This window comes from Antarcticirhabdus aurantiaca (assembly GCF_009765365.1).
In the GTDB taxonomy this organism is placed as follows: domain Bacteria; phylum Pseudomonadota; class Alphaproteobacteria; order Rhizobiales; family Rhizobiaceae; genus Antarcticirhabdus; species Antarcticirhabdus aurantiaca.
The window spans coordinates 71,056-93,298 of record NZ_VTOM01000004.1 but is presented as its reverse complement, the minus strand read 5'-3'; the positions used below and the strand labels follow the sequence as shown (position 1 = coordinate 93,298).

General features: G+C 70.7%; 19 protein-coding genes. 6 read left to right on the top strand and 13 right to left on the bottom strand.

Annotated elements, in window-relative coordinates:
• Window position 1: 1 nt before the first annotated feature.
• The 12 genes from FZN60_RS05880 to FZN60_RS05825 all read right to left on the bottom strand — a co-directional run bounded on the left by FZN60_RS05880 (window position 2) and on the right by FZN60_RS05825 (window position 13,204).
• Window positions 2–802, bottom strand: coding sequence for an ABC transporter permease (locus FZN60_RS05880; protein ID WP_158872084.1), 801 nt, complete (start codon window positions 800–802; stop codon window positions 2–4).
• Window positions 799–1,749: an ABC transporter permease gene (locus FZN60_RS05875; protein WP_158872082.1), complete on the bottom strand. Its 951-nt coding sequence runs from the start codon at window positions 1,747–1,749 to the stop codon at window positions 799–801. Before FZN60_RS05875 ends, FZN60_RS05880 begins: the two co-directional genes overlap by 4 nt.
• 150 nt (window positions 1,750–1,899) lie before the next feature.
• Complete coding sequence (locus FZN60_RS05870) at window positions 1,900–3,012, bottom strand: ABC transporter substrate-binding protein (protein ID WP_158872080.1); 1,113 nt, start codon at window positions 3,010–3,012, stop codon at window positions 1,900–1,902.
• Between the two features lie 23 nt (window positions 3,013–3,035).
• On the bottom strand, window positions 3,036–4,181 hold the full coding sequence (locus tag FZN60_RS05865) for an ABC transporter ATP-binding protein (protein ID WP_158872518.1): 1,146 nt from the start codon (window positions 4,179–4,181) through the stop codon (window positions 3,036–3,038).
• 160 nt (window positions 4,182–4,341) lie between these two features.
• Window positions 4,342–5,124 (bottom strand): SDR family NAD(P)-dependent oxidoreductase, encoded by a 783-nt coding sequence (locus tag FZN60_RS05860; RefSeq protein WP_422570081.1) that lies wholly within the window; start codon window positions 5,122–5,124, stop codon window positions 4,342–4,344.
• 263 nt (window positions 5,125–5,387) lie between these two features.
• Window positions 5,388–6,152 (bottom strand): SDR family oxidoreductase, encoded by a 765-nt coding sequence (locus tag FZN60_RS05855; protein ID WP_158872078.1) that lies wholly within the window; start codon window positions 6,150–6,152, stop codon window positions 5,388–5,390.
• Window positions 6,153–6,192: 40 nt separating this feature from the next.
• Entirely contained in the window at window positions 6,193–7,713 is a 1,521-nt protein-coding gene (locus tag FZN60_RS05850; protein ID WP_158872076.1) for a sugar ABC transporter ATP-binding protein, read from the bottom strand.
• Between the two features lie 101 nt (window positions 7,714–7,814).
• Window positions 7,815–8,747 carry a substrate-binding domain-containing protein gene (locus FZN60_RS05845; RefSeq protein ID WP_158872074.1) on the bottom strand — a complete coding sequence of 311 codons (933 nt, stop codon included), beginning with the start codon at window positions 8,745–8,747 and terminating at the stop codon, window positions 7,815–7,817.
• Window positions 8,748–8,824: 77 nt separating this feature from the next.
• Window positions 8,825–9,805: an ABC transporter permease gene (locus FZN60_RS05840; protein WP_158872072.1), complete on the bottom strand. Its 981-nt coding sequence runs from the start codon at window positions 9,803–9,805 to the stop codon at window positions 8,825–8,827.
• Between the two features lie 32 nt (window positions 9,806–9,837).
• Window positions 9,838–11,394 carry an FGGY family carbohydrate kinase gene (locus FZN60_RS05835; RefSeq protein ID WP_158872070.1) on the bottom strand — a complete coding sequence of 519 codons (1,557 nt, stop codon included), beginning with the start codon at window positions 11,392–11,394 and terminating at the stop codon, window positions 9,838–9,840.
• A gap of 5 nt (window positions 11,395–11,399) precedes the next feature.
• Window positions 11,400–12,347, bottom strand: coding sequence for a transketolase family protein (locus FZN60_RS05830; RefSeq protein WP_158872068.1), 948 nt, complete (start codon window positions 12,345–12,347; stop codon window positions 11,400–11,402).
• Entirely contained in the window at window positions 12,344–13,204 is an 861-nt protein-coding gene (locus FZN60_RS05825) for a transketolase (RefSeq protein WP_158872066.1), read from the bottom strand. The genes FZN60_RS05830 and FZN60_RS05825 overlap by 4 nt, the downstream gene beginning before the upstream one ends.
• Window positions 13,205–13,470: 266 nt before the next feature.
• On the opposite strand from FZN60_RS05825, the gene FZN60_RS05820 reads away from it, so the two are divergent.
• Together FZN60_RS05820 and FZN60_RS05815 are read left to right on the top strand one after the other, a co-directional pair.
• Window positions 13,471–14,421 carry a sugar-binding transcriptional regulator gene (locus tag FZN60_RS05820; RefSeq protein ID WP_158872064.1) on the top strand — a complete coding sequence of 317 codons (951 nt, stop codon included), beginning with the start codon at window positions 13,471–13,473 and terminating at the stop codon, window positions 14,419–14,421.
• A 97-nt stretch (window positions 14,422–14,518) separates the two neighbouring features.
• Complete coding sequence (locus FZN60_RS05815; protein ID WP_158872062.1) at window positions 14,519–15,298, top strand: SDR family oxidoreductase; 780 nt, start codon at window positions 14,519–14,521, stop codon at window positions 15,296–15,298.
• Window positions 15,299–15,408: 110 nt separating this feature from the next.
• On the opposite strand, the gene FZN60_RS05810 is transcribed toward FZN60_RS05815, so the two are convergent.
• The gene (locus FZN60_RS05810; RefSeq protein WP_158872060.1) at window positions 15,409–16,035 is read right to left on the bottom strand and encodes a TetR/AcrR family transcriptional regulator; all 627 of its coding nucleotides are present in this window, start codon (window positions 16,033–16,035) and stop codon (window positions 15,409–15,411) included.
• A 121-nt stretch (window positions 16,036–16,156) separates the two neighbouring features.
• Here FZN60_RS05810 and FZN60_RS05805 point away from each other — a divergent pair, with 121 nt between their 5' ends.
• The 4 genes from FZN60_RS05805 to FZN60_RS05790 all read left to right on the top strand — a co-directional run bounded on the left by FZN60_RS05805 (window position 16,157) and on the right by FZN60_RS05790 (window position 22,177).
• Entirely contained in the window at window positions 16,157–16,414 is a 258-nt protein-coding gene (locus tag FZN60_RS05805; protein ID WP_158872058.1) for a hypothetical protein, read from the top strand.
• A 57-nt stretch (window positions 16,415–16,471) separates the two neighbouring features.
• The gene (locus tag FZN60_RS05800; protein WP_158872056.1) at window positions 16,472–19,624 is read left to right on the top strand and encodes an efflux RND transporter permease subunit; all 3,153 of its coding nucleotides are present in this window, start codon (window positions 16,472–16,474) and stop codon (window positions 19,622–19,624) included.
• Between the two features lie 18 nt (window positions 19,625–19,642).
• A complete protein-coding gene (locus FZN60_RS05795; RefSeq protein WP_158872054.1) occupies window positions 19,643–20,809 on the top strand; it encodes an efflux RND transporter periplasmic adaptor subunit in 1,167 nt (388 codons plus the stop codon).
• 210 nt (window positions 20,810–21,019) lie between these two features.
• Window positions 21,020–22,177: an adenylate/guanylate cyclase domain-containing protein gene (locus FZN60_RS05790; RefSeq protein ID WP_422570315.1), complete on the top strand. Its 1,158-nt coding sequence runs from the start codon at window positions 21,020–21,022 to the stop codon at window positions 22,175–22,177.
• The last annotated feature ends 66 nt before the right edge of the window (window positions 22,178–22,243 follow it).

The window sequence follows — 22,243 nt, the reverse complement described above, 5'->3', positions numbered from 1 at the left end:
CTCACTTCGATTTCAGGAAGATGTCGAGGCCGACGAGGCGGTCGAGCGCGAGGATCGCGAGCGCCGCGCAGGCGATGAAGACCACCGAGATCGCCGCGAGGTCCGGCGTGATGATCGAGCGGATGGAGTTGTAGATCTGGACGGGCAGCGTCACCGTGCGCGCGTCGACGAGGAGGAGGCTCACCAGGAACTCGTTGAGCGCCAGGATGAACATCAGGAGCGAGCCGGTGATGATGCCGGGCGCGACCGCCGGCACCGTGACGAGGAGGAAGGTCTGGAGCGGAGGCGCGCCGCAGCTCGCCGCGGCGAGCTCGAGGTCGGGGTCGAGCGCGCCGGCGCTCGCCGTCACCGCCCAGATCATGAAGGGCAGGTTGATCACGCAGGCCGCCAGGCCCACCGGCCAGAGCGAGCCGAGAACGCCCGCCTCGCCGAACAGGAGCATCAGCCCGATGCCCGAGCCGATCAGCGGGATGGTGAAGGGCAGGAGGAGGTAGACCTGCAGCGCGTTCGAAAAGCGCACCCGGTGCTTGGCGAGGGCGAGCCCGGCGAGCGTGCCGACGGGAACCGCGACGATCGTGCAGATCAGCGCCACCTGGAGCGAGCGCCAGAAGGCCTGGCGCAGGTCGCTCGCGCCCGCGACCTTCTCGTACCACTTGAGCGACAAGCCGTCCGGCGGGAAGGCGATGATGTTGCCGGCCGTGAACGACGCGCCGAGGACGACGAGGGTGGGGGCCGACAGGATCAGGAGCGACAGGGCGACGAGCGCCCCGATCACCAGCCGTTTGGCTCGCGCCTCTCTCATGGGCCGCGCCCGCGCAGCGAAAGCGTCCCCGCGCCGAAGAGCGCGAAGACGAGGCCGACCAGCGTCGAGCCGACGAGAACGAGCAGCACGGTCAGCGTCGCGCCCATGCCCTGGTCGGAGGTGCGGAAGAACTGGTCGTAGATGGCGTTGGCGATGAAGTCCTGCCCGCCGCCGCCGAGGATGGCGGGAATGGCGAAGTCGGTCAGCGTCAGCGTCAGCACCACGAGCCCCGCGCCGACGAAGCCGGGCTTGGCCATGGGAAAGACGACGTGGAGGAGCGTGCGGCCCCAGTTGGCGCCGAGCGACCCGGCCGCCGCCTCCACCTCTTCGGGAATGGCGGAGAGCGCGGGCGCGAGCATGAGGACGGCGAAGGGCAGCATGTACTGCACGAGGCCGAACAGCACCGCCCAGTAGTTGAAGAGGAGGCGATAGGGCCCGAGGCCGGCGAGGCCGAGGATCTCGTTGGCGAGACCCTGATTGCCGAGAAGGATCAGCCAGCCGTAGGCGCGCACGACCTGCCCGATGAAGAAGGGCAGGAAGAGCGCGATCAGGAGCGTCTTGCGCCAGGCGGCCGACGGTGTGCGCACCATGGCATAGGCATAAGGGAAGGCGAGGATCAGCGTCGCGAGCGTCACGAGCAGCGCGCCGCCGAGGCTGCGCAGACCCACCGCCAGCACGACCGGCTCGGAGAAGGCCCTGGCGTAGTTGGCGAGCGTGTGCTCCTCGGAGGGCAGGAACGTCGCCGTGTCGAGCGTGCGCAGGCTCGCATCGGCGATCTCGAACAGGCTGACGGCAAGGAGCCCGACGAGAAGGATCGCCGGCGCCAGCATGAGCCAGGGCACGCCGCGGGCGAAGCGCGCCGGCCAGACGCCGCGCGCCCCCGCCTCCAGCGCGTCGAGGACGCGCCAGGACAGGGGGTAGGCGGAGCGGGAGGGGCGAAGCGGCATGGGAACTGCTTTTCAGGTCGAAGGCCGGCGGCGGCGCGAAGAGCGGGACGCGAGGAGCGGGCGAAGCGCGCCGCGGCGGGTTCACCCGCGCCCCGCGCCCGCCGCCTCGTTCGAGCGGACAGGGGCGGGGACCGCCCCTGTTCCGTCCGGTCAGCCCTGCATGATCGCCTTGAACTTGCCGAACCAGTCGGCCTCGTTCTCGACCTGGATCTTGGAGGAGATCCGGATGAGGTGCTCGAAGTCCTCGGGCTTGGTCGGATAGGACGGGTCGCCGACGAGATCGGCGGGCGGCGTCAGGCCGGGCACGACGCCGGGAAGGCCGAGGCCGTCGAGCCAGACCTGCTGGCTCTCCTTGCCGATGGCCATGTCGATGTACTTCTTGGCCCAGTAGAGCTCGTTCTCGGGCAGGCCCTTGGGGATCCAGAGCCCGTCCGTGTCGAACTTCGCCCCTTCCTCCGGCACGACCCAGGCGACGTCGATGCCGTTCTTCTTGGCCTCGCGGGCATTGGTCGAGATGGTGCAGGCGAGGTCGATCTCGCCGTTCTGGAACCAGGTCGTGAAGTCCGGATCCTCGCCGAGAAGCGGCTCTTGCTCCTTGACCTTGGCGATGAAGTCCCAGGCCGGCTGCATGTTGGCCGGAATGTCCTCGAGCTTGCCGCCGCCGGCGACCTGCGCCGGGAAGTGGAAGCCGATGCCGTCGTTGTAGAGCGCGATGCGGCCCTTGAACTTGGGGTCCAGCATGGCCTTCCAGGAGGTCGGCGGGCCGTCGGGGAAGGCTTCCGGCCGGTAGGCGAGCACGTAGACGTAGCCGTAGGTGTCGACGATCGGATAGCCGTCGAGGCCGACGGGCTTGGCGAGGTCGGTCACGTGGGCGAGGTTGGGCAGGTCCGACAGGTCCTCGGTGACGCCGCGCAGCGCCGACTTCGTCGCGTTGGTGGTGGTGTCCCAGTTGACGTGGATCGGGGGCACGCGCTTCTGCGCGACGGCGGCCCAGACCTTGGGCTGGATCTCGTTGTCCTCGGTGAGGTCGTGGCGGACCGCGATGCCGGTCGCCTTCGTGAACGGATCGGACACGCCTGCTTTCAGCGCCTCGACCCAGGACCCGCCCCAGGCGCGCACGATGATCTCGGCCGGCTTTTCCGGCTCCTGCGCGAAGGCCGTGCGCAAGCCCAGCGCGGAGGCCGCACCGAGCGAGCCGGCTGCGGCGGCGCCTTGCAGGAAGCGGCGGCGGGAGAGTTGGAGGAAAAACGGCGTATCCGGCATGGGTGAGGCTCCTCTTGGGGCGGTCAATCGTTCGGAAAGACGATGAGGTCGCGGCGATTCCAGCCGAGGCGCACGGTGGCGCCGACGGGCTGGACGGCATGACCGAGCGGGTCGTGGTCGAAGACGCGCAGGGTCGCCTCCGGGCGGCCGGCGAGCCGCGCCTCGTAGACCACCCGCTCGCCCTCGAAGATGACGTCGACGATCTCGGCGGAGACGCTCGCGTCGAGTCCGCCCCGATCCTCGCCGCTCGGCGCGACGCGGATCTGCTCGGCGCGCAGCATGCCGGTCGCGGCCTCGCCGACGCGCGGGGAACGGCCGGCCGGCGCGCCCCACCGGCCCGCGCAGGGGCCGAAAGGGGTGTCGAGCGTCACCGCGTCGCCCTGCGCATCCGACAAGCGTCCCTCGATCCGGTTGGTGACGCCGATGAAGCTCGCGACGAAGGCGTTGGCCGGCTCGCGATAGGCCGAGATCGGATCGGCCATCTGCTGGATGCGCCCGCGATCCATCACGATCACCTCGTCCGACACGACGAGCGCCTCGCGCTGGTCGTGCGTGACGTTGATCGTGGTGATGCAGAGCTCCTTCTGGATGCGGCGGAACTCCAGCTGCATTTCCTCGCGCAGCTTGCGGTCGAGCGCGGCCAGCGGCTCGTCGAGGAGGAGAAGGTCGGGCTCGAAGACCAGCGCCCGCGCGATCGCCACGCGCTGCTGCTGGCCGCCGGACAGCTCGTGGATGCGCCGGTCGGCATAGGGGCCGAGATGGACGAGGTCGAGATAGCGCGCGACGCGGGCCGGGATCTCGCGCGCGTCGAAGCGGCGCATCTTCAGCGGAAAGGCGACGTTCTCCGCCGCCGTCATGTGCGGGAAGAGGGCGAGCTTCTGGAACACCATGCCGACGCGCCGCTTGTGCGGCGGCACCGCCGAGACCGGGCGCCCGTTGATGGCGATCTCGCCGCGCGTCGGCCGCTGGAAGCCGGCGATCATGCGAAGCAGCGTCGTCTTGCCCGAACCCGATGGCCCGAGGATCGTCAGGAACCGGCCGCTGGCCAGGTCGAAGGACGCGTCCGCGACGGCGGCCTGGCCGGAAAACACCATGGCGACGTCGCGCACCGACACGGCCGGAACAACGGGCGCCGCCGCGCGGTCCGGCGCCGAAGAATCGGCCGCCATCGCCCGCGCCGCCGCGCTCACGCCCGGCCTCGCTCACGCGAGTGGGGAACCTCGGTCGTCATGTCCGGTCCATACAAGTCCATACAACATGCTTGATCGAGCTGCAGGACGAGCGCAAGCCCAAATTGGCGGCACTTCGTCGTCGGCGACGGGCAAAGCCTCAGATCGAGGCCAGGAACCCGCCATCGATCGCGATGCACTGGCCGGTCATGTAGGCGGAAGCGTCGCTCGCCAGGAACTGCGCGGCGCCGGCGAGGTCGTCCAGCGCGCCGAAGCGGCCGAGCGGGATGCGGCCGAGCATGCGCTCCTGCCAGGCCGCGTTCTCGTAGAACACGTCGGTCATGGCGGTGCGGAAGTAGCCGGGCGCGATCGCGTTGACGCGGATGCCGAAGGGCGCCCATTCCACTGCCAGCGCCCGCGTCATGCCGAGAAGGCCGGACTTCGACGAGCCGTAGGGAACCGCCGTCGGCACGCCGACCATCGAGGTCAGCGAGGCCATGTTGACGATGCTCCCGCCCCCGCCCGCGCGCATGGCCTTTCCGGCCGCCTGCGCCGCGAAGAAGGCGCCCTTGAGGTTGGTGTCGAGGATGCGGTCCCAGAGCGCCTCGTCGACCTCGAAGCTCGGCCGGACCTCCTCGACGCCGGCATTGTTGAGGAGGACGTCGAGCCGGCCGAAGCGCTCGGTCGCGGCGCGGACGGCGTCCTCGATGGTCGGGATCGCCGTGACGTCCAGCGCGACCGGCAGGACCGCCGCGCCGGCCGCCGTCGCCGCTTCGGCCGTTTCTTCGAGATCCGCGATCTTGCGCGCGCCCAGAACCAGCGAGGCGCCCGCCTCCGCCATCGCGAGCGACAGGGCCGCACCGATGCCGCGGCTGGCCCCGGTGACCAGGACGGTCCGGCCGGACAGATCGAACCGCCGCATCCGCTCGCTGGCCTGCGTCATGTCTGCGTCCCCCTTGAAGTTCCGCGCGCGCGGAGCCCGCCGCCGCGTTGTCGGTGTGTCCGAAGAGCTCCGCCGGATCAAGCGCGCGAACCGTCCTGGCAGACATCCCGGAAGAGACCGCGCGCGATCGCGACGTCGCGGACGCGCCACGTCTGCTCGCGACGCCGAGGCCGCCAGCGCGCCCCTGCGCCGCAAGGCGTTTCGGCGAAGTTCCTGACCGACGAGGGGTCGGCTCCGCCGAACCGGGCTCTAGGCGGAGCCTCTCACCAGCAGACGAAGCCGCCGTCGACGACGAGGTCGTGGCCGGTGACGAAGGAGGCGGCGCGGCTCGACAGGAAGACGGCGGGGCCGACCATCTCGTCGACGGTCGCCATGCGGGCGAGCGGCGTCGTTTCCTCGAAGATCTTGCGCTGCTCGGCGACCTCGGGACGCAGGTTCATCGGGGTCAGCGTGTAGCCGGGGCTGATCGCGTTGACGCGGATGCCGCGCTCCGCCCATTCCATGGCGAGGCTCTTCGACAGGTGGATGACGCCTGCCTTGGAGGTGTTGTAGTGCGCCTGGAGGAGGCCCCGGTTGACGATCGAGCCGGACATCGAGGCGATGTTGACGATCGAGCCGCGGCCGTTCCGAAGCATCGCGCGCCCTTCCGCCTGGCAGCACAGGAAGAGGCCGGTGAGGTTGACGTCCAGCATGTGGCGCCACTGGTCCTCGCCCATCTCCTCGGCGGCGGTCGCGTTGGCGATGCCCGCGGCGTTGACGGCGAGGGTGAGGGGCCCGAGTTCGGACTCGGTGCGCTGGACGGCCGCCTCGACCTCCGCACCGTCGCGCACGTCGGCTTCGAGCGCGAGCGCCCGCCTGCCGGCGGCCTCGATCTGGGAGACGGTCTCGGACAGGCCGGGGGAGCCGGCGCGGTCGAGGCAGGCGACGTCGGCGCCGGCCTGCGCGAGGCCCACGGCGATGGCCTGGCCGATGCCCGAGCCGGCGCCGGTGACGAGGGCGGTCTCGCCCGACAGGTCGAAGAGCTTCATGGGATGAGTTCCGTTGAAAAGGGGGCGGCGCGCCAAGCGATCAGGTGGTGGCGCGTTCCATGATGGCGACGTGGGTGGCCTCGCCCCGGTCCAGGATGCCGCGGTTCTGCCCGCGCGACAGAACCATGACCCGGTGCGACAGGCCGATGACCTCTTCGAGGTCGGAGGACACGACGACGACGGCCATGCCGGCCTTGGCCAGCGCGACGATCGCCTCGTAGATCTGGGCGCGGGCGCCGACGTCGACGCCGCGGGTCGGCTCGTCCATGATGAAGAGCTTCGGAGAGCGCGCCAGCCACTTGGCGATCACGACCTTCTGCTGGTTGCCGCCCGACAGGCGCCCCGCGAGCTGTTCGGGCCGGCCCTTCACGCCCATGGAGGCGATGGCCTTTTTCGCCAGCTCCCGGGTGCGGCCCGGCCAGACCCAGCCGCTTTTGTCCATCAGGTCGAAGTTGCCGACGGCGACGTTCTCCTCGATCGTCTGTTCGAGGAGCAGTCCCTGTGCCTTGCGGTCCTCGGGGACGAGCACGATGCCGGCGTCGAGCGCGTCGCGCGGGCGGGTGAGCCGAAGGGGCTTCCCGTCGAGGCGGATCTCGCCGCCGCTCAGCGGGTCGGCGCCGGCGATGGCGCGCACCAGCTCGGTGCGCCCCGCCCCGACGATGCCGGCGATGCCGAGGATCTCGCCGGCCCGGACGCTGAAGGAAATGTCGCGGAAGGCGCCTTGGGCCGAGGTGAGGTTGGAGACGGCCAGCACCTCGCGCGCCTGGGGCGCCGCGAGCTCGGGAAACAGCCGGTCGACGGAGCGGCCGACCATCTCCTCGACGAGCCGGCGCACGGGAACGTCCGCGGTGTCGTGGACCGCGACGAGCCGCCCGTCGCGCAGGACCGCGATGCGGTCGGCGATGCGGGCGATCTCTTCCAGGCGGTGCGAGATGTAGACGGAGGAGACGCCCTCGGCCTTGAGGCGGTGGATCTGCTCGAAGAGGCGGTCGGTCTCCTCGCCGCCGAGCGCGGCGGTCGGCTCGTCGAAGATGATGAGGCGCGCGTCGAGGGTCAGGGCCTTGGCGATCTCGACCTGCTGCTGGGCGGCGACCTTCAGGGTGCCGACGCGCGTCGTCGCGGGAACGGACAGGCCGAGACGACGCAGCTGGACCTCGGCGCGGCGGTTCATCTCGGCGCGGTCGACCCGCCCGCCGCGCATCGGCATGCGCCCGACGAAGACGTTCTCGGCGATGGAGAGCTCGGGAAGGAGCCGCATCTCCTGGTGGATAAGACCGATGCCGGCCGACAGGGCTTCGGCCGGCGAGCGCGGGGCGTAAGCGCCGCCGTTCCAGCGCATGGTGCCGCCGGACGGGGGGACGACGCCGGCGATGATCGAGGAGAGCGTGGATTTGCCCGCGCCGTTCTCGCCGAGAAAGGCGAGGCATTCGCCGGGGCGGATGTCGAGGTCGATGCCGTCGAGGACGGTGATCGGCCCGTAGGCCTTGGAGACGCCGCGGATCGACAGGCCCTCGCGGGCAGTCTGTGCAGCCGGCGACGCGGCGAGGGCTTCGGCGGGCATGATGGGGTCTCCGGGGCGGATCAGGCGAAGAGGCGGGCCGGCGGCAGGGAGGTCCCGCCGGCCCGGAAAGGTCGGCCGGGGGCGAACCCCGGCCGCCCGGATCAGGGATGCTCGGTCAGGAAGGGCTCGACGTTCTCCTTGGTGGTGAGCGTCGCCGGCTGGAGCTGCATGGCCGGCACGCTCTCGCCGCTCGCGAGCTTGATCGCCGAGTCGAGCGCGAGGCGGCCCATGAGCTGGGTCTGCTGCGTCATGGTGGCGGTCAGCGTGCCGGACTGCACGGCCTCGAGCCCCGCCACGTCGCCGTCGAAGCCGACCACGACCACGTCGGTCAGGTTGCCGACCTTGGCCGCCTGCGCGGCGCCGAGCGCGAGCGCGTCGGCCTGGCCCCAGAAGATGGTGATCTCGGGGTCGCGCTGGATCATCGCCTGGGCGATGTTGAAGCCCTCGTCCTGGGCCCACTGGTTGCTCGCCTGCTTGGCGACCTCCTCGATGCCCGGGCAGTTGGCCATCGCCTTGGCGAAGCCCTCGTCGCGGTCGATCTGGGGCGTCGTGCCGATCTGGCCCTGGATCTCGGCGAGGCGGCCCTTGCCGCCGGTGGTCTTGCAGACGAAGTTGCCGAGCTCCTCGGCCGCCGCGACGCTGTCGGTGGCGATGAAGGTGTCGGCGGGGGCGTCCGGCGGGTTGCGGTCGACGGCGACCACCGGGATGTTGGCGGCCTTGGCGGCCTGGACGGGGACGCTCGCGGCGGTCGCGCCGGCCGGGATGTAGATGATGGCGTCGACGTCGCGGGTGATGAGGTCCTGGATCTGGCTGACCTGCGTGGCGGAATCGCCGCCCGCGTCCACCGTGATGACCTCGATGCCCTTGGCCTGTGCTTCCTTCTCCACCGACTGCTTGATCTGGTTGAAGAAGTCGGCCTGGAGGTTGGCGACGGCGAGGCCGATCGTCTTCGCTTCCTGCGCGGAAGCCGCGCCCGCGAAGAGGGCGGTGGAGACCGCGAGCGTCGCGGCGATCGTGGTGAGAGACTTGAGCATGTGGTTCCTCCCGTTGCTCAGTTGGACAAGGCGATGGTTGAGTGAACGGCGGGGCGCCTCGCCCCGCCGGACGGGGTTCACTTCCGATGGCGGCCGAGCGTGTCGAAGGCGACGGCGAGCGCGATCACCGAGCCGATGACCACCATCTGGAAGAAGGGCGAGACGCCGACGAGGTTGAGCCCGTTGCGCAGGACGCCGATGATGAGGACGCCGATCAGCGTGCCGGCGACCGAGCCGACGCCGCCGGCCAGACTCGCCCCGCCGATGACGACGGCCGCGATCGTGTCGAGCTCGATGCCGAGGCCGGCGCTCGGCTGCGAGGAGTTGAGGCGCGCCGCCATGGTGACGGCCGCGACGCCCGCGAGCGCTCCGGCCGCGACGTAGGTGAGGATCGTGTAGCGGCGCACGTCGATGCCGGCGAGGCGCGCGACCTCCGGATTGCCGCCGATGGCGAAGAGGTTCCGCCCCGTCGCGCGGTAGCGCAGGAAGACGCCGGCGATCACCATCAGGACGACGAAGACCGTCACCGTGACGGAAAAGAAGCCGAGGTGGCGGATGGTGGCGAGGTTGGTGAACCAGTCGGGATAGCCGACGATCTGGCGCCCGTCGGTGAGGATGTTGGCAAGGCCCCGCGTCACCGACATGACGGCGAGCGTCGCGATGAAGGGCGGCAGGCGCGCGAGCGTGACGAGGAGGCCCGAGACGAGGCCGCAGGCCGCGCCCGTGGCGACGCCGAGGATCATCGCGACCGGGAGCGGCAGGCCGGCGGTCTTGGCGAGCCAGCCCATCATCATCATCGAGAGCGCCAGCACCGAGCCGACCGACAGGTCGATGCCGCCGATGACGATCACCATGGTCATGCCGATGGCGAGGATGCCGAGCACCGTCACCTGATCGAGGATGTTCAGCGCGTTGCGCACCGACAGGAAGTATTCGGAGGCCAGTGCGAAGCCGATGCACAGGAGAACGAGGCCGATCAGCGGCCCGGCGACGCCGCCGAAGTCGATCCTGGGGACGCGTCGCTCAGCCGCGGGCTTCTCGGTGGTCGTGGTGCTCAAGGACGTGTCCTCCCGTTTCGCCGCCGTCAGGCTCAGCCCGCCGCCCGCAGGGGCGCGACGTTGCCGGCCGGCGACGCGGATTGGTTGATGCCGGCCGCCACTGCTACGGGGCGGAGCCGGGCGCGCGCCACCGCCCGCGCCCAGTCGGTGCGCGCGGCGAGGCGCCCGGCCTCGGGAGCCGCGGGACGGAAGGCGACGTGCCGGCGGTCGGTGGCCGCGAGCGCGGCGATGTCCCAGAAGCCGGCCGACAGGCCCGCCATGTGGGCGACGCCGAGCGCCGAAAGGCCGGCGACGGGCGCGCGCAGGACGGTGAGGCCGGCGAGGTCCGCCATCATCTGCATCAGCCGGTCGTTGGCCGAGGGGCCGCCGTCGGCGAAGAGCGACGCGACGCGGGCGCCCGTCGTTCGCTCCACCGAGGCGACGACATCGGCGACCTGGTGCGGGATCGACTCCACCGCGGCGCGGGCGAGCGCGGCGCGCGCCGTGCCGAGCTTGAAGCCGGTGATCACGCCTTCCGCCTCGTCGTCCCAGTAGGGCGCGCCGAGGCCGTTGAAGGCGGGAACGAGGTGGACGCCGGAGCCGGCCGGCGCGTCCAAGCCCTCGGTGACGAGGGCGTCGACCGACAGGCCGAAGAGGTCGGCGAGCCAGCGCAACGTGGCGCCGGCCGAGCGGATGTTGCCCTCGGCGGCGAGCGCCGGGGCCTCGCCCCCGATCTGCCAGCCGACGGTGAGGCAGGTGCCGGGGTCGAGCCGGTCGGTGTTCGAGCCGACGAGGCCCATGACCGAGGAGCCCGTGCCGAAGGTCGCCTTCACCGTGCCGGGCGAGAACCCGCCCTGGCCGAAGAGCGCTGCATGCGAGTCGCCCATGACGGAGAGGACGGGCGTTCCGTCGCGCAGGGGCGCGAGGCTCCGGATCGCGGGGAAGGGGCCGGTCGAGGGCAGGATCTGCGGCAGCGCCGCCATCGGCACGCCGAAGATCTCGCAGAGCTCGGGCGACCAGGTGCCGGCCGCGGTGTCGAGGAGCTGGGTGCGCGAGGCGTTGCCGATCTCGGTGACGTGGCCGCCACCGAGACGGAAGAGGATCCAGGAATCCACCGTGCCGAGCGCCAGCTCGCCGGCCGTCGAGCGGGTGCGGTCCGGATCGTGGGCGTCGAGGAGCCAGCGCGCCTTGAGGGCCGAGAACATCGGGTCGAGCGGCAGGCCGCTGATCCGGCGCACGGCCTCGCGAACGACCGGTGTCCCGATGTCCTGCGCCAGCGCCTTGGTGCGCTGGTCCTGCCAGGACAGGAGCGGCGAGACGGCATGTCCCGTTGCCTTGTCCCAGAGGAGCATCGATTCGCGCTGCGTCGAGAAGCCGACGCCGGCGACCCGCGCCGGATCGAGGCCACCCGCGAAGGTCGCGGCGACGGCCGCGGCGACGCTCGCCCAGATCGCCTCCGGATCCTGCTCGACCCAGCCCGGCCGCGGGCAGCTCTCGCCGAGCATGGCCGAGCCCTGCCCGACGACCGCGCCGGTCCGGTCCAGGACGAGGCACTTGGTCGAGCTGGTGCCCTGGTCGACGGCGAGGATCAGGTCGGGCGCGGCGCTCATGGCTGTCAGGCCGCCAGCTCGCGGGCCGCCGCGGCGATGCCGGCCGCGTTCAGCCCGAAATGGTCGAGAAGGAAGGATGCGTCGCCCGTCGGCGCGAAGCTGGTGACGCCGAGGATGCGCAGCTTCACCGGATGGTTCTGCCCGACGATCTCGGCGACGGCGCCGCCGAGCCCGCCCTGGGGCACGCCTTCCTCGGCGGTGACGATGCCGCGGGTTTCCTTCGCCGCGCGGATCAGGGCGTCCGCGTCGATGGGGCTGAGCGAGGACACGTTGAGGACGCGGGCCTCGATGCCGTCGGCCTTGAGGGCCTTCGCCGCCTCGACGGCGCGCGAAACCAGCGTGCCGGTAGCGACGATGGTGACGTCGGAGCCGGCATGCAGCTCGTCGGCCCGGCCGACCGCAAAGCCGGCGGCCTCGTCGGAGACGGCGGGAACCGCGTAGCGGCCGACGCGCATGAAGACGGGGCCGTCGGCCCTGGCCGCCCAGCGCACCGCTTCGCGGGTCTGGAACGGGTCGGCGGGGACGAGCACGGTCAGGTCGTGGATCGCCCGCATCCAGGGCAGGTCCTCGATCGAGTGGTGCGTCGGGCCCAGCTCGCCATAGGCCATGCCCGGGCTCATGCCGCAGAGCACGATGTGGTAGCCGTTATAGGCGGCGTCGACCTTCACCTGCTCCATGGCGCGGCCCGTCAGGAAGGGCGAGGCGCAGCAGACGAAGGGCACGAGGCCGGCATTGGCGAGGCCGGCGGACACGCCCACCATGTTCTGCTCGGCGATGCCGACATTGATCAGCCGGTCCGGAAATTCCTTCTGGAAGGCCTTGAGGTTGGACGAGCCGACCGAGTCGTTGACGACGGCGACGATGCGCGCGTCCTCGCGGGCGAGCTCCACGAGCGTCTCGGCGAAGGCCTTGCGGCAGTCGAAGAGGCCGGAGGCGACGGTTTTCTCGCTCATGCCGAGAGCTCCTTGAGGGCGGCCTCGATCTGGTCGGCGGTCGGCACGCCGTGATGCCACTCGACGCCGTGCTCCATGAAGGAGACGCCCTTGCCCTTCACGGTGCGGGCGAGGACGAAGACGGGCTTGCCGTCGCCCGGACGCGACAGCGCGTCGAGGAGAGCGGCGTGGTCGTGGCCGTCGATGTCGCGCACCTCCCAGCCGAAGGCGGCGAACTTCTCGCCGAGCGGCGACAGGTCGTTGGTGTCGGCGACCTTGGCGCCCTGCTGGAGGCCGTTGCGGTCGACGATGAGGGTGAGGTTCGAGAGCCTGCGGTGGCCGGCGAACATCGCGGCCTCCCAGTTCGAGCCTTCCTGCAGCTCGCCGTCGCCGGTGACGCAGAAGGCGCGGAAGGGCTGGCCGGACACGGCCGAGCCGAGCGCCGCGCCGAGTGCGATGGGCAGGCCGTGGCCGAGCGGGCCGGTGTTCGCCTCGACGCCCGGCACCTTGCGGCGGTTCGGGTGGCCGTTGAGGCGCGACATGGGCTTCATGAAGGTGTCGAGCTCGGCTTCGGGAAAGAAGCCGCGGCGGGCGAGCACGGTGTAGAGCGCGGCGGCGCAGTGGCCCTTGGACAGGACGAAGCGGTCGCGGTCGGCCTTGAGGGGATCGGCCGGATCGACCTTCAGGACGTTGAAGAACAGCGTCACGAGAATGTCGGTGACGGACAGGTCGCCGCCGACATGGCCGAGCCCGGCCTGGCCGATCGTGGTGATGATGCGCTTGCGGACCTCGGTCGCCTCGGCCGCGAGACGGGCCGGGTCGAGGGGCAGGTGGCGCGTTTGTCCCGGATCGGGCGCGACGGCTCGGGCAAGGCCCATGAGCTCAGCTCCGTGAATATTTATTCAGTGATGTATTGATATTCAGGCTATGGGCTGCTCTAAAGGGTGTCAAGTGCCGTTCTGTTGTGCATTGCATCCGACGGAAGAAGCCCGCTCGATGATCCTTTCGCCGCCCGATCCGGCCGCCGAGCCGCGCCTGCGCGCGGGCCGGGCGACTTTTGCCGGCGGCCGAGGACTGGTAGTCACGACAGCATCGTCGCGCGGCCCGGCCGGCGGGGCGGTGGCAGGCGAAGGGGGGCGGGGACTTGGCGCGCATCCACGATCTGAGGCTGATGGGGCGCGTCGCGCAGCTCTACTACCTGGAAAAGGCGACGCAGGCCGACATCTCCAAGCGCCTCGGCATCAGCCAGGCCTCGATCTCGCGCCTCCTGAAGCGGGCGCAGGAGGAGGACCTCGTGCGCATCACCATCCACGCCCCGCGCGGCACCTTCTTCGACCTCGAAGCGGCGCTTCGCGAGCGCTACGGCCTGTCGGAGGCCTTCGTGGTGGAGGCGGGCGAGAACTCCGAGGATTCGATCCTCACCGCCATCGGCGCGGCGACGGCCCATTTCGTCGAGACCTCGCTGCGGGAAGGGGAGGTGATCGGCCTGTCCTCCTGGAGCGCCTCGCTGCTGCGCACGGTGGAGAGCCTGCATCCGACCCGCGTCTCGGCGGCGCGCGTCATCCAGCTCCTCGGCGGCACGGGCAATCCGGGCGCGGAGAAGCACGCGACGCACCTGACGCTGCGCATGGCGCAGATCACCGGGGCCAAGCCCCAGCTTCTCGCGGCGCCCGGCCTCACCCAGTCGGCCGAGGCGCGCGCGATCCTGATCCAGGACCCGTTCGTGCGCGAGACGCTCTCGCAGTTCAAGGACGTGACGCTGGCGCTCGTCGGCATCGGGGCTCTGGAGCCCTCGCAGATGATCGCCGATTCCGGCAACCGGCTGCAGCCGGCCGAGCTGCGCGAGCTCGGCGAAGCGGGGGCGGTGGGCGACATGGGCCTGCGCTTCTTCGACCGCGAGGGCCGGCAGGTCCGCTCCTCCTGCGACGAGCGGATCATCGGCATCGACCTGCCCGAGATCGCGGCGATCCCGCGCGTCGTCGGCGTGGCCGGCGGCCAGCGCAAGGTCGAGGCGATCCGCGCCGCCATGCTCGGCGGCTTCGTCTCGATCCTCGTCACCGACAACCACACCGCCGCGGCACTCGTCGCGGACTGACGATCCATCCATCGCCGGACGCGGGGAGGCGGCGCGCTCGCGCCGTCCGCTTCCGCGCGCCCGCGACCCTTTCCCGACGCTCACACCGGAGGACATGATGAGCCGTTTCGAGAACAAGACCGTGGTGATCACCGGCGGCAGCCGCGGCATCGGCGCGGCGATCGCCAAGCGCTTCGCCCGCGAGGGCGCCAGCGTCATGGTCAGCGCCAACGAGGATGCGGGCGCGACCGTCGAGGCGATCCGCAGCGCGGGCGGACGGGCGGAAAGCTTCACTGCCGACGTCACCGACAAGGATCAGGTCGTCGCCCTCTACGACGCGGCGGAGCGCGCCTTCGGCGGCGTCGACATCTCCGTCCAGAACGCCGGCGTCATCACCATCGCCAAGGTCGAGGAGCTGACGATCGAGGAATGGCGGAAAGTGCTCGACGTCAACACCACGGGCGTCTTCCTGTGCTGCCAGGAGGCGATCGCGCGGATGCGCAGACAGGGGCGCGGCGGGCGCCTCGTCAACACGGCCTCGGGCCAGGCGCGCCAGGGCTTCATCTACACGCCGCACTACGCCGCCTCGAAGTTCGGCGTCGTCGGCATCACCCAGAGCCTCGCCAAGGAAGTCGCCAAGGAAGGCATCACCGTCAACGCCTTCTGCCCCGGCATCATCGAGACCGACATGTGGGCCTACAACGACGAGGCCTGGGGCAAGCTCCTCGGCAACTACGCGCCCGGCGAGCTGATGGCCGAATGGGTGCGCGGCATCCCGGCGGGGAGAGCGGGCAAGGGCGAGGACGTCGCCGGCCTCGTCGCCTTCCTCGCATCCGAGGACGCCAGCTACATCACCGGCCAGACGATCAACGTCGACGGCGGCCTGTTCATGTCGTGACCTGAGCCAGATCCCGGCGGCGTCCGCCGCCTTCGGCGACGCCTCGTCTTGGGTTCGCTCGGGACGATTTCAGTCCACCTGCCGCGCGACCGGGCCGATGCCCGGTCGGCTCACTCCGCCGGCTGGTTTTCGGCCGGCGCCTTCGCGAGCCCGGGCGAGCCCTGCAGCGCGAAATGATCGATGGCCATCCGGGCGCAGTCGGCGAAGCGGCTGCTCGGCCCTTCGTCGCCGCTGGCCTGCCGGCTGACGCGAGCGCCCTCCACCATCAGGCCGAGCGTGTCCGCCAGGCGATCCGCCTCGCGGATGCCGGCCTGCCGGCAGATGCCCGCCAGCCGCTCGCGCTGGGTGCGCTTGAAGCTCGCGATCGTGTCGCGCACGACGCTGCAGGCTTCCGGCAGCTCCACCGCCGCGTTCGAGAACTCGCATCCCCGGTCATGCTGCAGCCCGGCCTCGACGAGCCGGATCCAGGTGTCGAGCTGCCTGCGCGGCTCGCCCGGCGCCGAAGCTTCCACCGTCCGCCAGAGTTCCTCGGCGTCGCGCGCCGCGTCCTCCAGGCAGGCGACGATCAGCGCGTCCTTGGACTGGAAGTGCCGGTAGAGCGTCATCTTGTTGGTGCCGGCCGACTCCGCGATCGTGTCGACGCCCGTGCCGCGGATGCCGCACTTGCGGAACAAGGACCGGGCCGTTCCGAGGATCCGATCCTTCGGCCGACCGGTAGCTGGCACCGAACCCGACATCGCTCTTTTCGCACTCCCGCTTTCGTCGGCCCCTTGACGGAATGTTACCGACCTGTCACTTCAGGGCGGTACTGACCAGTAACACCCGACGCTCCGCGTTTCAAGACAAGTGGGATGTCGGGTGCTCTCGGAAAAGGGTCGGGACGATCAACCACCGCAGCGAAGAGGTGCCGCGATGCCGATCTGCACGCATTATGAGCCCACGATCGACGAAATTCTCGCCGACTCCGCGGTGAAGGCGCTGATGCGGGCCGACGGCGTCGATCCGAACCGCCTGCGCGACAAGCTCCTCAGGATCCAGGCGCGCCGGCTCGAAGCGGAGGCGCCGCCACCGCGCCGCCGACCGGCCGCCGCAGAAGCGTCGCCGCGCTTCGCCTGAGGGCGCGGCCGGGCGCCATAGACTTTCCAAGCACGTTCCCGATCGATCGGAATCGATATGGTAGACTTCTTCACGCGTCGGCCGATCTTCGCGTCCGCCATTGCCATCGTCATGGTTCTGGCGGGCGCCATCTGCTACTTCATCCTGCCCGTCTCGCAGTTCCCCGACATCACGCCCCCGCAGGTCGTCGTCAGCGCGCAATATCCGGGCGCGGGCGCCCAGGTCGTCGCCGACACGGTGACGACGCCGCTGGAGCAGTCGATCAACGGCGTCCAGGGCATGACCTACATGTCCTCGACGAGCTCCAACGACGGCTCGGCGACGATCACCGTCACCTTCGACATCGGCTATCCCATCGACATCGCCGCCGTCGACGTCCAGAACCGCGTCTCGCAAGCCGCCTCCGCCCTGCCGGCCATCGTGAACCAGGCCGGCGTCACGGTGAAGAAGCAGAACCCGAACTTCGCGCTGATCGTCAATCTCGTCTCGCCGGACGGCTCGCTCGATCCCGTCGCGCTGTCGAACTACGCCTTCCTGCAGGTCGCCGACCCCTTGAAGCGCGTGCCCGGCGTCGGCGACGTGCAGATCTTCGGCGAGCGGCGCTATTCCATGCGCATCTGGCTCGATCCCGACCGGATGGCCAATCTCGGCATCACCGCCGTCGACGTGAGCCAAGCCGTCGCCGAGCAGAACGTCCAGGTGGCGGCGGGCAAGATCGGCCAGTCGCCGGCCCCCGCCGGCACGCCCTTCGAGATGCAGGTCAACGCCGTCGGGCGCCTCAGCGAGCCGGAGGAGTTCGGCGAGATCATCGTGCGCGCCGACGCGGCCGCGGGCTCGGCCGTGCGCCTCAAGGACATCGCCCGCATCGAGCTCGGCTCGCTGCAATACGCCTCGACCGCTTATTTCGGCAACGATCCGACGGTCGTCCTCGGCATCTTCCAGAGCCCCGGCTCCAACGCGCTCGCCCTCCAGGAAAACGTCCAGGCCAAGATGGAGGAACTGTCGCAGCGCTTCCCCAGGGGCCTCGACTACGCCATGCACTACGACACGACGCGCTTCGTGTCGGCCTCCATGCACGACGTCCTCGTCACGCTCGGCGAGGCGCTCTTCCTCGTCGTGCTCGTCGTCTACGTCTTCCTCCAGAGCTGGCGCACGACGATCATCCCGGTGATCGCCATCCCCGTCTCGCTGGTCGCGACCCTCGTCGTCATGGCCATGCTCGGCTTCTCGCTCAACATGCTGAGCCTTCTCGGCATGGTGCTCGCCATCGGCCTCGTCGTCGACGACGCGATCGTGGTGGTGGAGAATGTCGAGCGCCAGCTGGAGGAGGGGCATCCGCCGCTGGAAGCGACGCGCCGGGCGATGAAGGAGGTCACCGGGCCGATCATCGCGACGACGGCCGTCCTGATGGCCGTGTTCATCCCCGTCGCCTTCATTCCGGGCGTCGCGGGCCGGCTCTACAACCAGTTCGCGCTCACCGTCGCGATCTCGGTCGGCATCTCCGCCTTCAACTCGCTGACGCTCAGCCCCGCGCTCAGCGCCGCCTTCCTGTCCCACCGCGCGGGGCGGCCCTTCATCCTGTTCCGCTGGTTCAACGCGGGCTTCGAGCGGCTGTCGAACGGCTATGCCGCGCTCGTCGGGGGCCTCATCCGCTGGCGCCTGACGGTGCTCGCGCTCTTCCTCGTGACGCTGGGGGCAACCTACGCCATCTGGCAGAAGCTGCCCTCGACCTTCCTGCCGGTCGAGGACCAGGGCTACTTCTTCGTCGTCGTCCAGCTTCCCGACGGGGCGTCGCTCGAGCGCACCGACGCGGTGGCGGCCAAGGTGCGCGGCGTCCTGGAAGCGACGCCGGGCGTCCAGACCGTCGGCTCGATCAGCGGGCTGAACTTCCTGACCAACGCCGCCCAGTCGAACGCGGCCGTGGAGTTCGCGATCCTCAAGCCCTGGGAGGAGCGCGGGCCGGAGGAGAGCGCCTCGAAGATCGTCGAGGCCGTGCGCGGCCCCCTGATGGGGATCCCCGAGGCGATCGTGCTTGCCTTCGACCCGCCCTCGATTCCGGGCTTGGGGGCCACCGGCGGCTTCGAGTTCCAGGTCGAGGACCTGTCGGGCCGCGGCTCCAAGGCGCTGAACGAGGCGGTGCAGGGGCTCCTCGCGGAGGCGCGCAAGCAGCCGGAGCTGAACGCCTTCCAGCTCTTCTCCTCCTTCTCCACCTCGACGCCGCAGTTCGACTTCGACCTCGACCGCAACAAGGCCAAGCTCCTCGGGCTCGACCTGCCGGACGTGTTCAACACGCTGCAGATCTTCTTCGGCTCGCTCTACGTGAACGACTTCAACCTGTTCGGCCGCACCTTCCGCGTGACGCTGCAGGCCGAGGAAGCGGCGCGCGCGGCGGCCTCCGACCTGTCGCGCCTCTACGTGCGCAACGCCGAAGGCGGCATGGTGCCGCTCTCGACGCTCGGCACGCTCAAGCCCATCGTCGGCCCGGAAACCGTGCCGCACTACAACAACTTTGCCTCGGCCCTCATCAATGGCGGCCCCGCGCCCGGCTTCTCCTCGGCCGACGCGGTGGTGGCCATGGAGCGGGCGGCGGCGACGGCGCTCCCGCGCGACTTCACCTTCGAATGGACGGGCATCACCTTCCAGGAGCTGAAGGCAGGCTCGCTCGCCAGCGTCATCTTCGCGCTCGCCATCGTCTTCGTCTTCCTGATCCTCGCCGCGCAGTACGAGAGCTGGGCCATGCCCTTCATGGTGCTGCTCGCCGTGCCGCTCGCGCTGTTCGGCGCGGTGGCGGCGCTGCAATGGCGGGGCCTGCAGATCGACGTCTACTCGCAGATCGGCTTCGTGATGCTGATCGGCTTGGCGGCCAAGAACGCGATCCTGATCGTCGAGTTCGCGCGGCGCCGGCGCGAGGACGGCCTCGACATCGTGGAGGCCGCCAAGGACGCGGCGCGCCTTCGCCTGCGGCCGATCCTGATGACGGCCTTCGCCTTCATCCTCGGCGTCGTGCCGCTGGTGCGGGCGGAAGGGGCAGGGGCGGCGAGCCGCCAGTCGATCGGCACCACCGTCTTCGGCGGCATGCTGGCGGCCACCGTCCTGACGCTGCTCTTCGTGCCGGTCTTCTACGCCGTGATCGAGCGCTGGCGCGAGCGCGCCGGCGCCGGCGCCCAGGCGCACACCCATTCCCATCCCGCTGGCGTGCCGGCGGAGTAGTTCCGGAGACCCTCTCCCATGAAGATCCTGAAGCTCGCCCTCATCCTCGGCGTGGCGGCGGTGGCCGGCCTCGGCGCCGACATGGCCTGGCAGCACCGCGACGCCCTTCGAGACGCCGCCGCCGTCGCCATCGCTTCCGCCGAGCCGGCGCCCGAGCCGGCCGCGGCGCCCCCGCCGGCCATGCCCGTGCCGACCGCACCCGTCGTCAAGAAGACGGTGCCCGTGGTCTTCGACTATGCCGCGCGCACCGAGGCGATCCGCGCCGTCGACCTCCAGGCCAAGGTCGGCGGATACGTCGCCGAGCAGCTCTTCCCCGACGGCGCCGACGTCGAGGCCGGGGCGCTCCTTTACCGCCTCGACGCCCGCGACTACGAGGCCGCGCTCATGCAGGCGCGCGCCGTTTCCGACCGCGAGGCGGCGGCGCTCGACTATGCCCGCGCCACCTCGGACCGCTCCGCCTCGCTGGTGCGCAGCGGCTCGCTCGCCAAGGACACGGCCGACCTTCGCGTCAGCACGCGCCGGCAGGCGGAAGCCGCGCTCGCCGTCAGCCGGGCCGCCATCCGCTCGGCCGAGCTGAACCTCGGCTACACCGAGATCCGCGCGCCCTTCGCCGGCCGCCTCAGCCGCGACCGCGCGCCCGTCGGGACGCTGATCGGCGCGGGCGGGGCGACGCTCAACAGGCTGGTGCAGCTCGATCCGATCTACGTCACCTTCAATCCCAGCGAGACCGAGCTCGCCGAGATCGCCAAGGCGCGTAGCCAGGGGCGGGTGAGCGTCGCCGTCTCGCTGCCGGGCGGCGGGGAGATGGAGGGCGAGCTGAGCTTCGTCGACAACGCCGTCGATCCGCGCACCGGCACCGTCTCGGCGCGCGCGACGATCCGCAACGAGGGCTTCCGCCTCCTGCCGGGCCAGTATGTCCGCGCGCGGCTCAAGCTGCGCGAGGAGCCCGGCGTCCTGATGGTGCCGAGCGCGGCCGTCGGGTCGGGGCAGCTCGGCAAGTACGTCTACGTCATCGGCCAGGGCGACACCGTCGAGCAGAAGACCGTGCGGCTCGGCCGCTCGGTTGGCGACCTCGTCGCGGCGGAGGGCGTGTCCGAGAGCGACCGGATCATCACCGGCAACCTCCAGAAGATCGGGGTCGGCATGCCGGTCGAGCCGCTGCCGCCGACCCTCGCCTCGAACTGACGCGGCGGCCGGCGACCTGCTAAGACGCGGGCGCCGCGCTAGATCCGTATCCCGGACCTGAATGCCGCGGCGACGCGCACCGGCCCGGCGGCCAAGCCGCCGCCGAGCCGGGCGGCACGGAGTTGATCGATGACCACGCTATCGTCCACGCTCGCACCGGTCCGCCGGGGCGCCGAACAGCAGTTGCTCGCCGACCTGAACGATTGGCTGATGACGCGAACGCATGACGAGCGCTTCATCGACAACATCTTCGTCGAGCTCTGCGCCCGGCTGCGGGCGGCCGGCGTGCCGGTCGCGCGGGCAACGCTCAACTTCCATATCCAGCATCCGCAGTTCATGGGGGCCAGCATCCTGTGGCGAACGGGGTTCGCCGAGGCCGAGCTGCGGACCTTCGAGCACGGCGCGCAGGATTCGTCCGCCTACGTCAACAGCCCGGTTCGCGAGATCCATCTCGGCGCCGAGCGCATCCGCCGGCGCCTGGCCGCCGGGCGGTCGGCGGAGAAGGGGGCGAACTACCCGATCTACGAGGAGCTGCGCGGCGAAGGGCTGACGGACTACGTGGCCTGGCCGATCAAGCACACGCTCGGCGGCCGCCACGTCGTGAGCTTCGCCGCCGACCGCGAGGCCGGCTTCCGGGAGGCGGAGATCGCGCTTCTCGCCGGGCTCGTGCCGGCCCTCTCCCTCGTCAGCGAGGTTCGACTCAAGAACCGGCTCGCCCGCACCCTCCTCGAAACCTATGTCGGCCCGCATGCCAGCGCCGAGATCCTCGCCGGCGCCATCACGCGCGGCAGCGGCACGACGGTCAGCGCCGCGATCCTCGTCTGCGATCTCCGGGACTTCACGAGCATCTCGGAGCTCTGGCCGCGCGACGACGTCATCGAGCTCCTCAACGGCTATTTCGACGCGGTGTGCGGGCCGGTGGAGGCCCATGGCGGCGAGATCCTGAAGTTCATCGGCGACGGGCTCCTCGCGATCTTTCCGCTCGACCGCCCGACGGCGGGCCGCGACCTCCTGATGGCCGTGTCGGAGGCCCAGGCTGCGATGGCACGCCTCAACGAAGGGCACGTGGCGCGGGGCCGGGCGCCGCTCGGCTACGGGATGGGGATCCACGTCGGCGACGTGATGTACGGCAATATCGGCACCCGGCGCCGGCTCGACTTCACCGTGATCGGCCCGGCGGTGAACGTCGCCTCGCGCCTCGAGGCACTGACCAAGGAGCTCGCGCGGCCCGTTCTCCTGTCGCGCGCCTTCGCCGACCTCGCGCGATGCCCGGCCGGGCTCGAGAGCCTCGGCTCCTATCCCTTGCGCGGGCTCGGCGAGCCCCTCGAAGTGCTCGCGCTGAACGACGTGCGCTGCGCGATGGAGTAGCGTGCGGGCCTCTCGTCGGCCCGCCGTCCGCGCCTTGATCGGGCAGGGCGGGCCGCGAACGCGTCG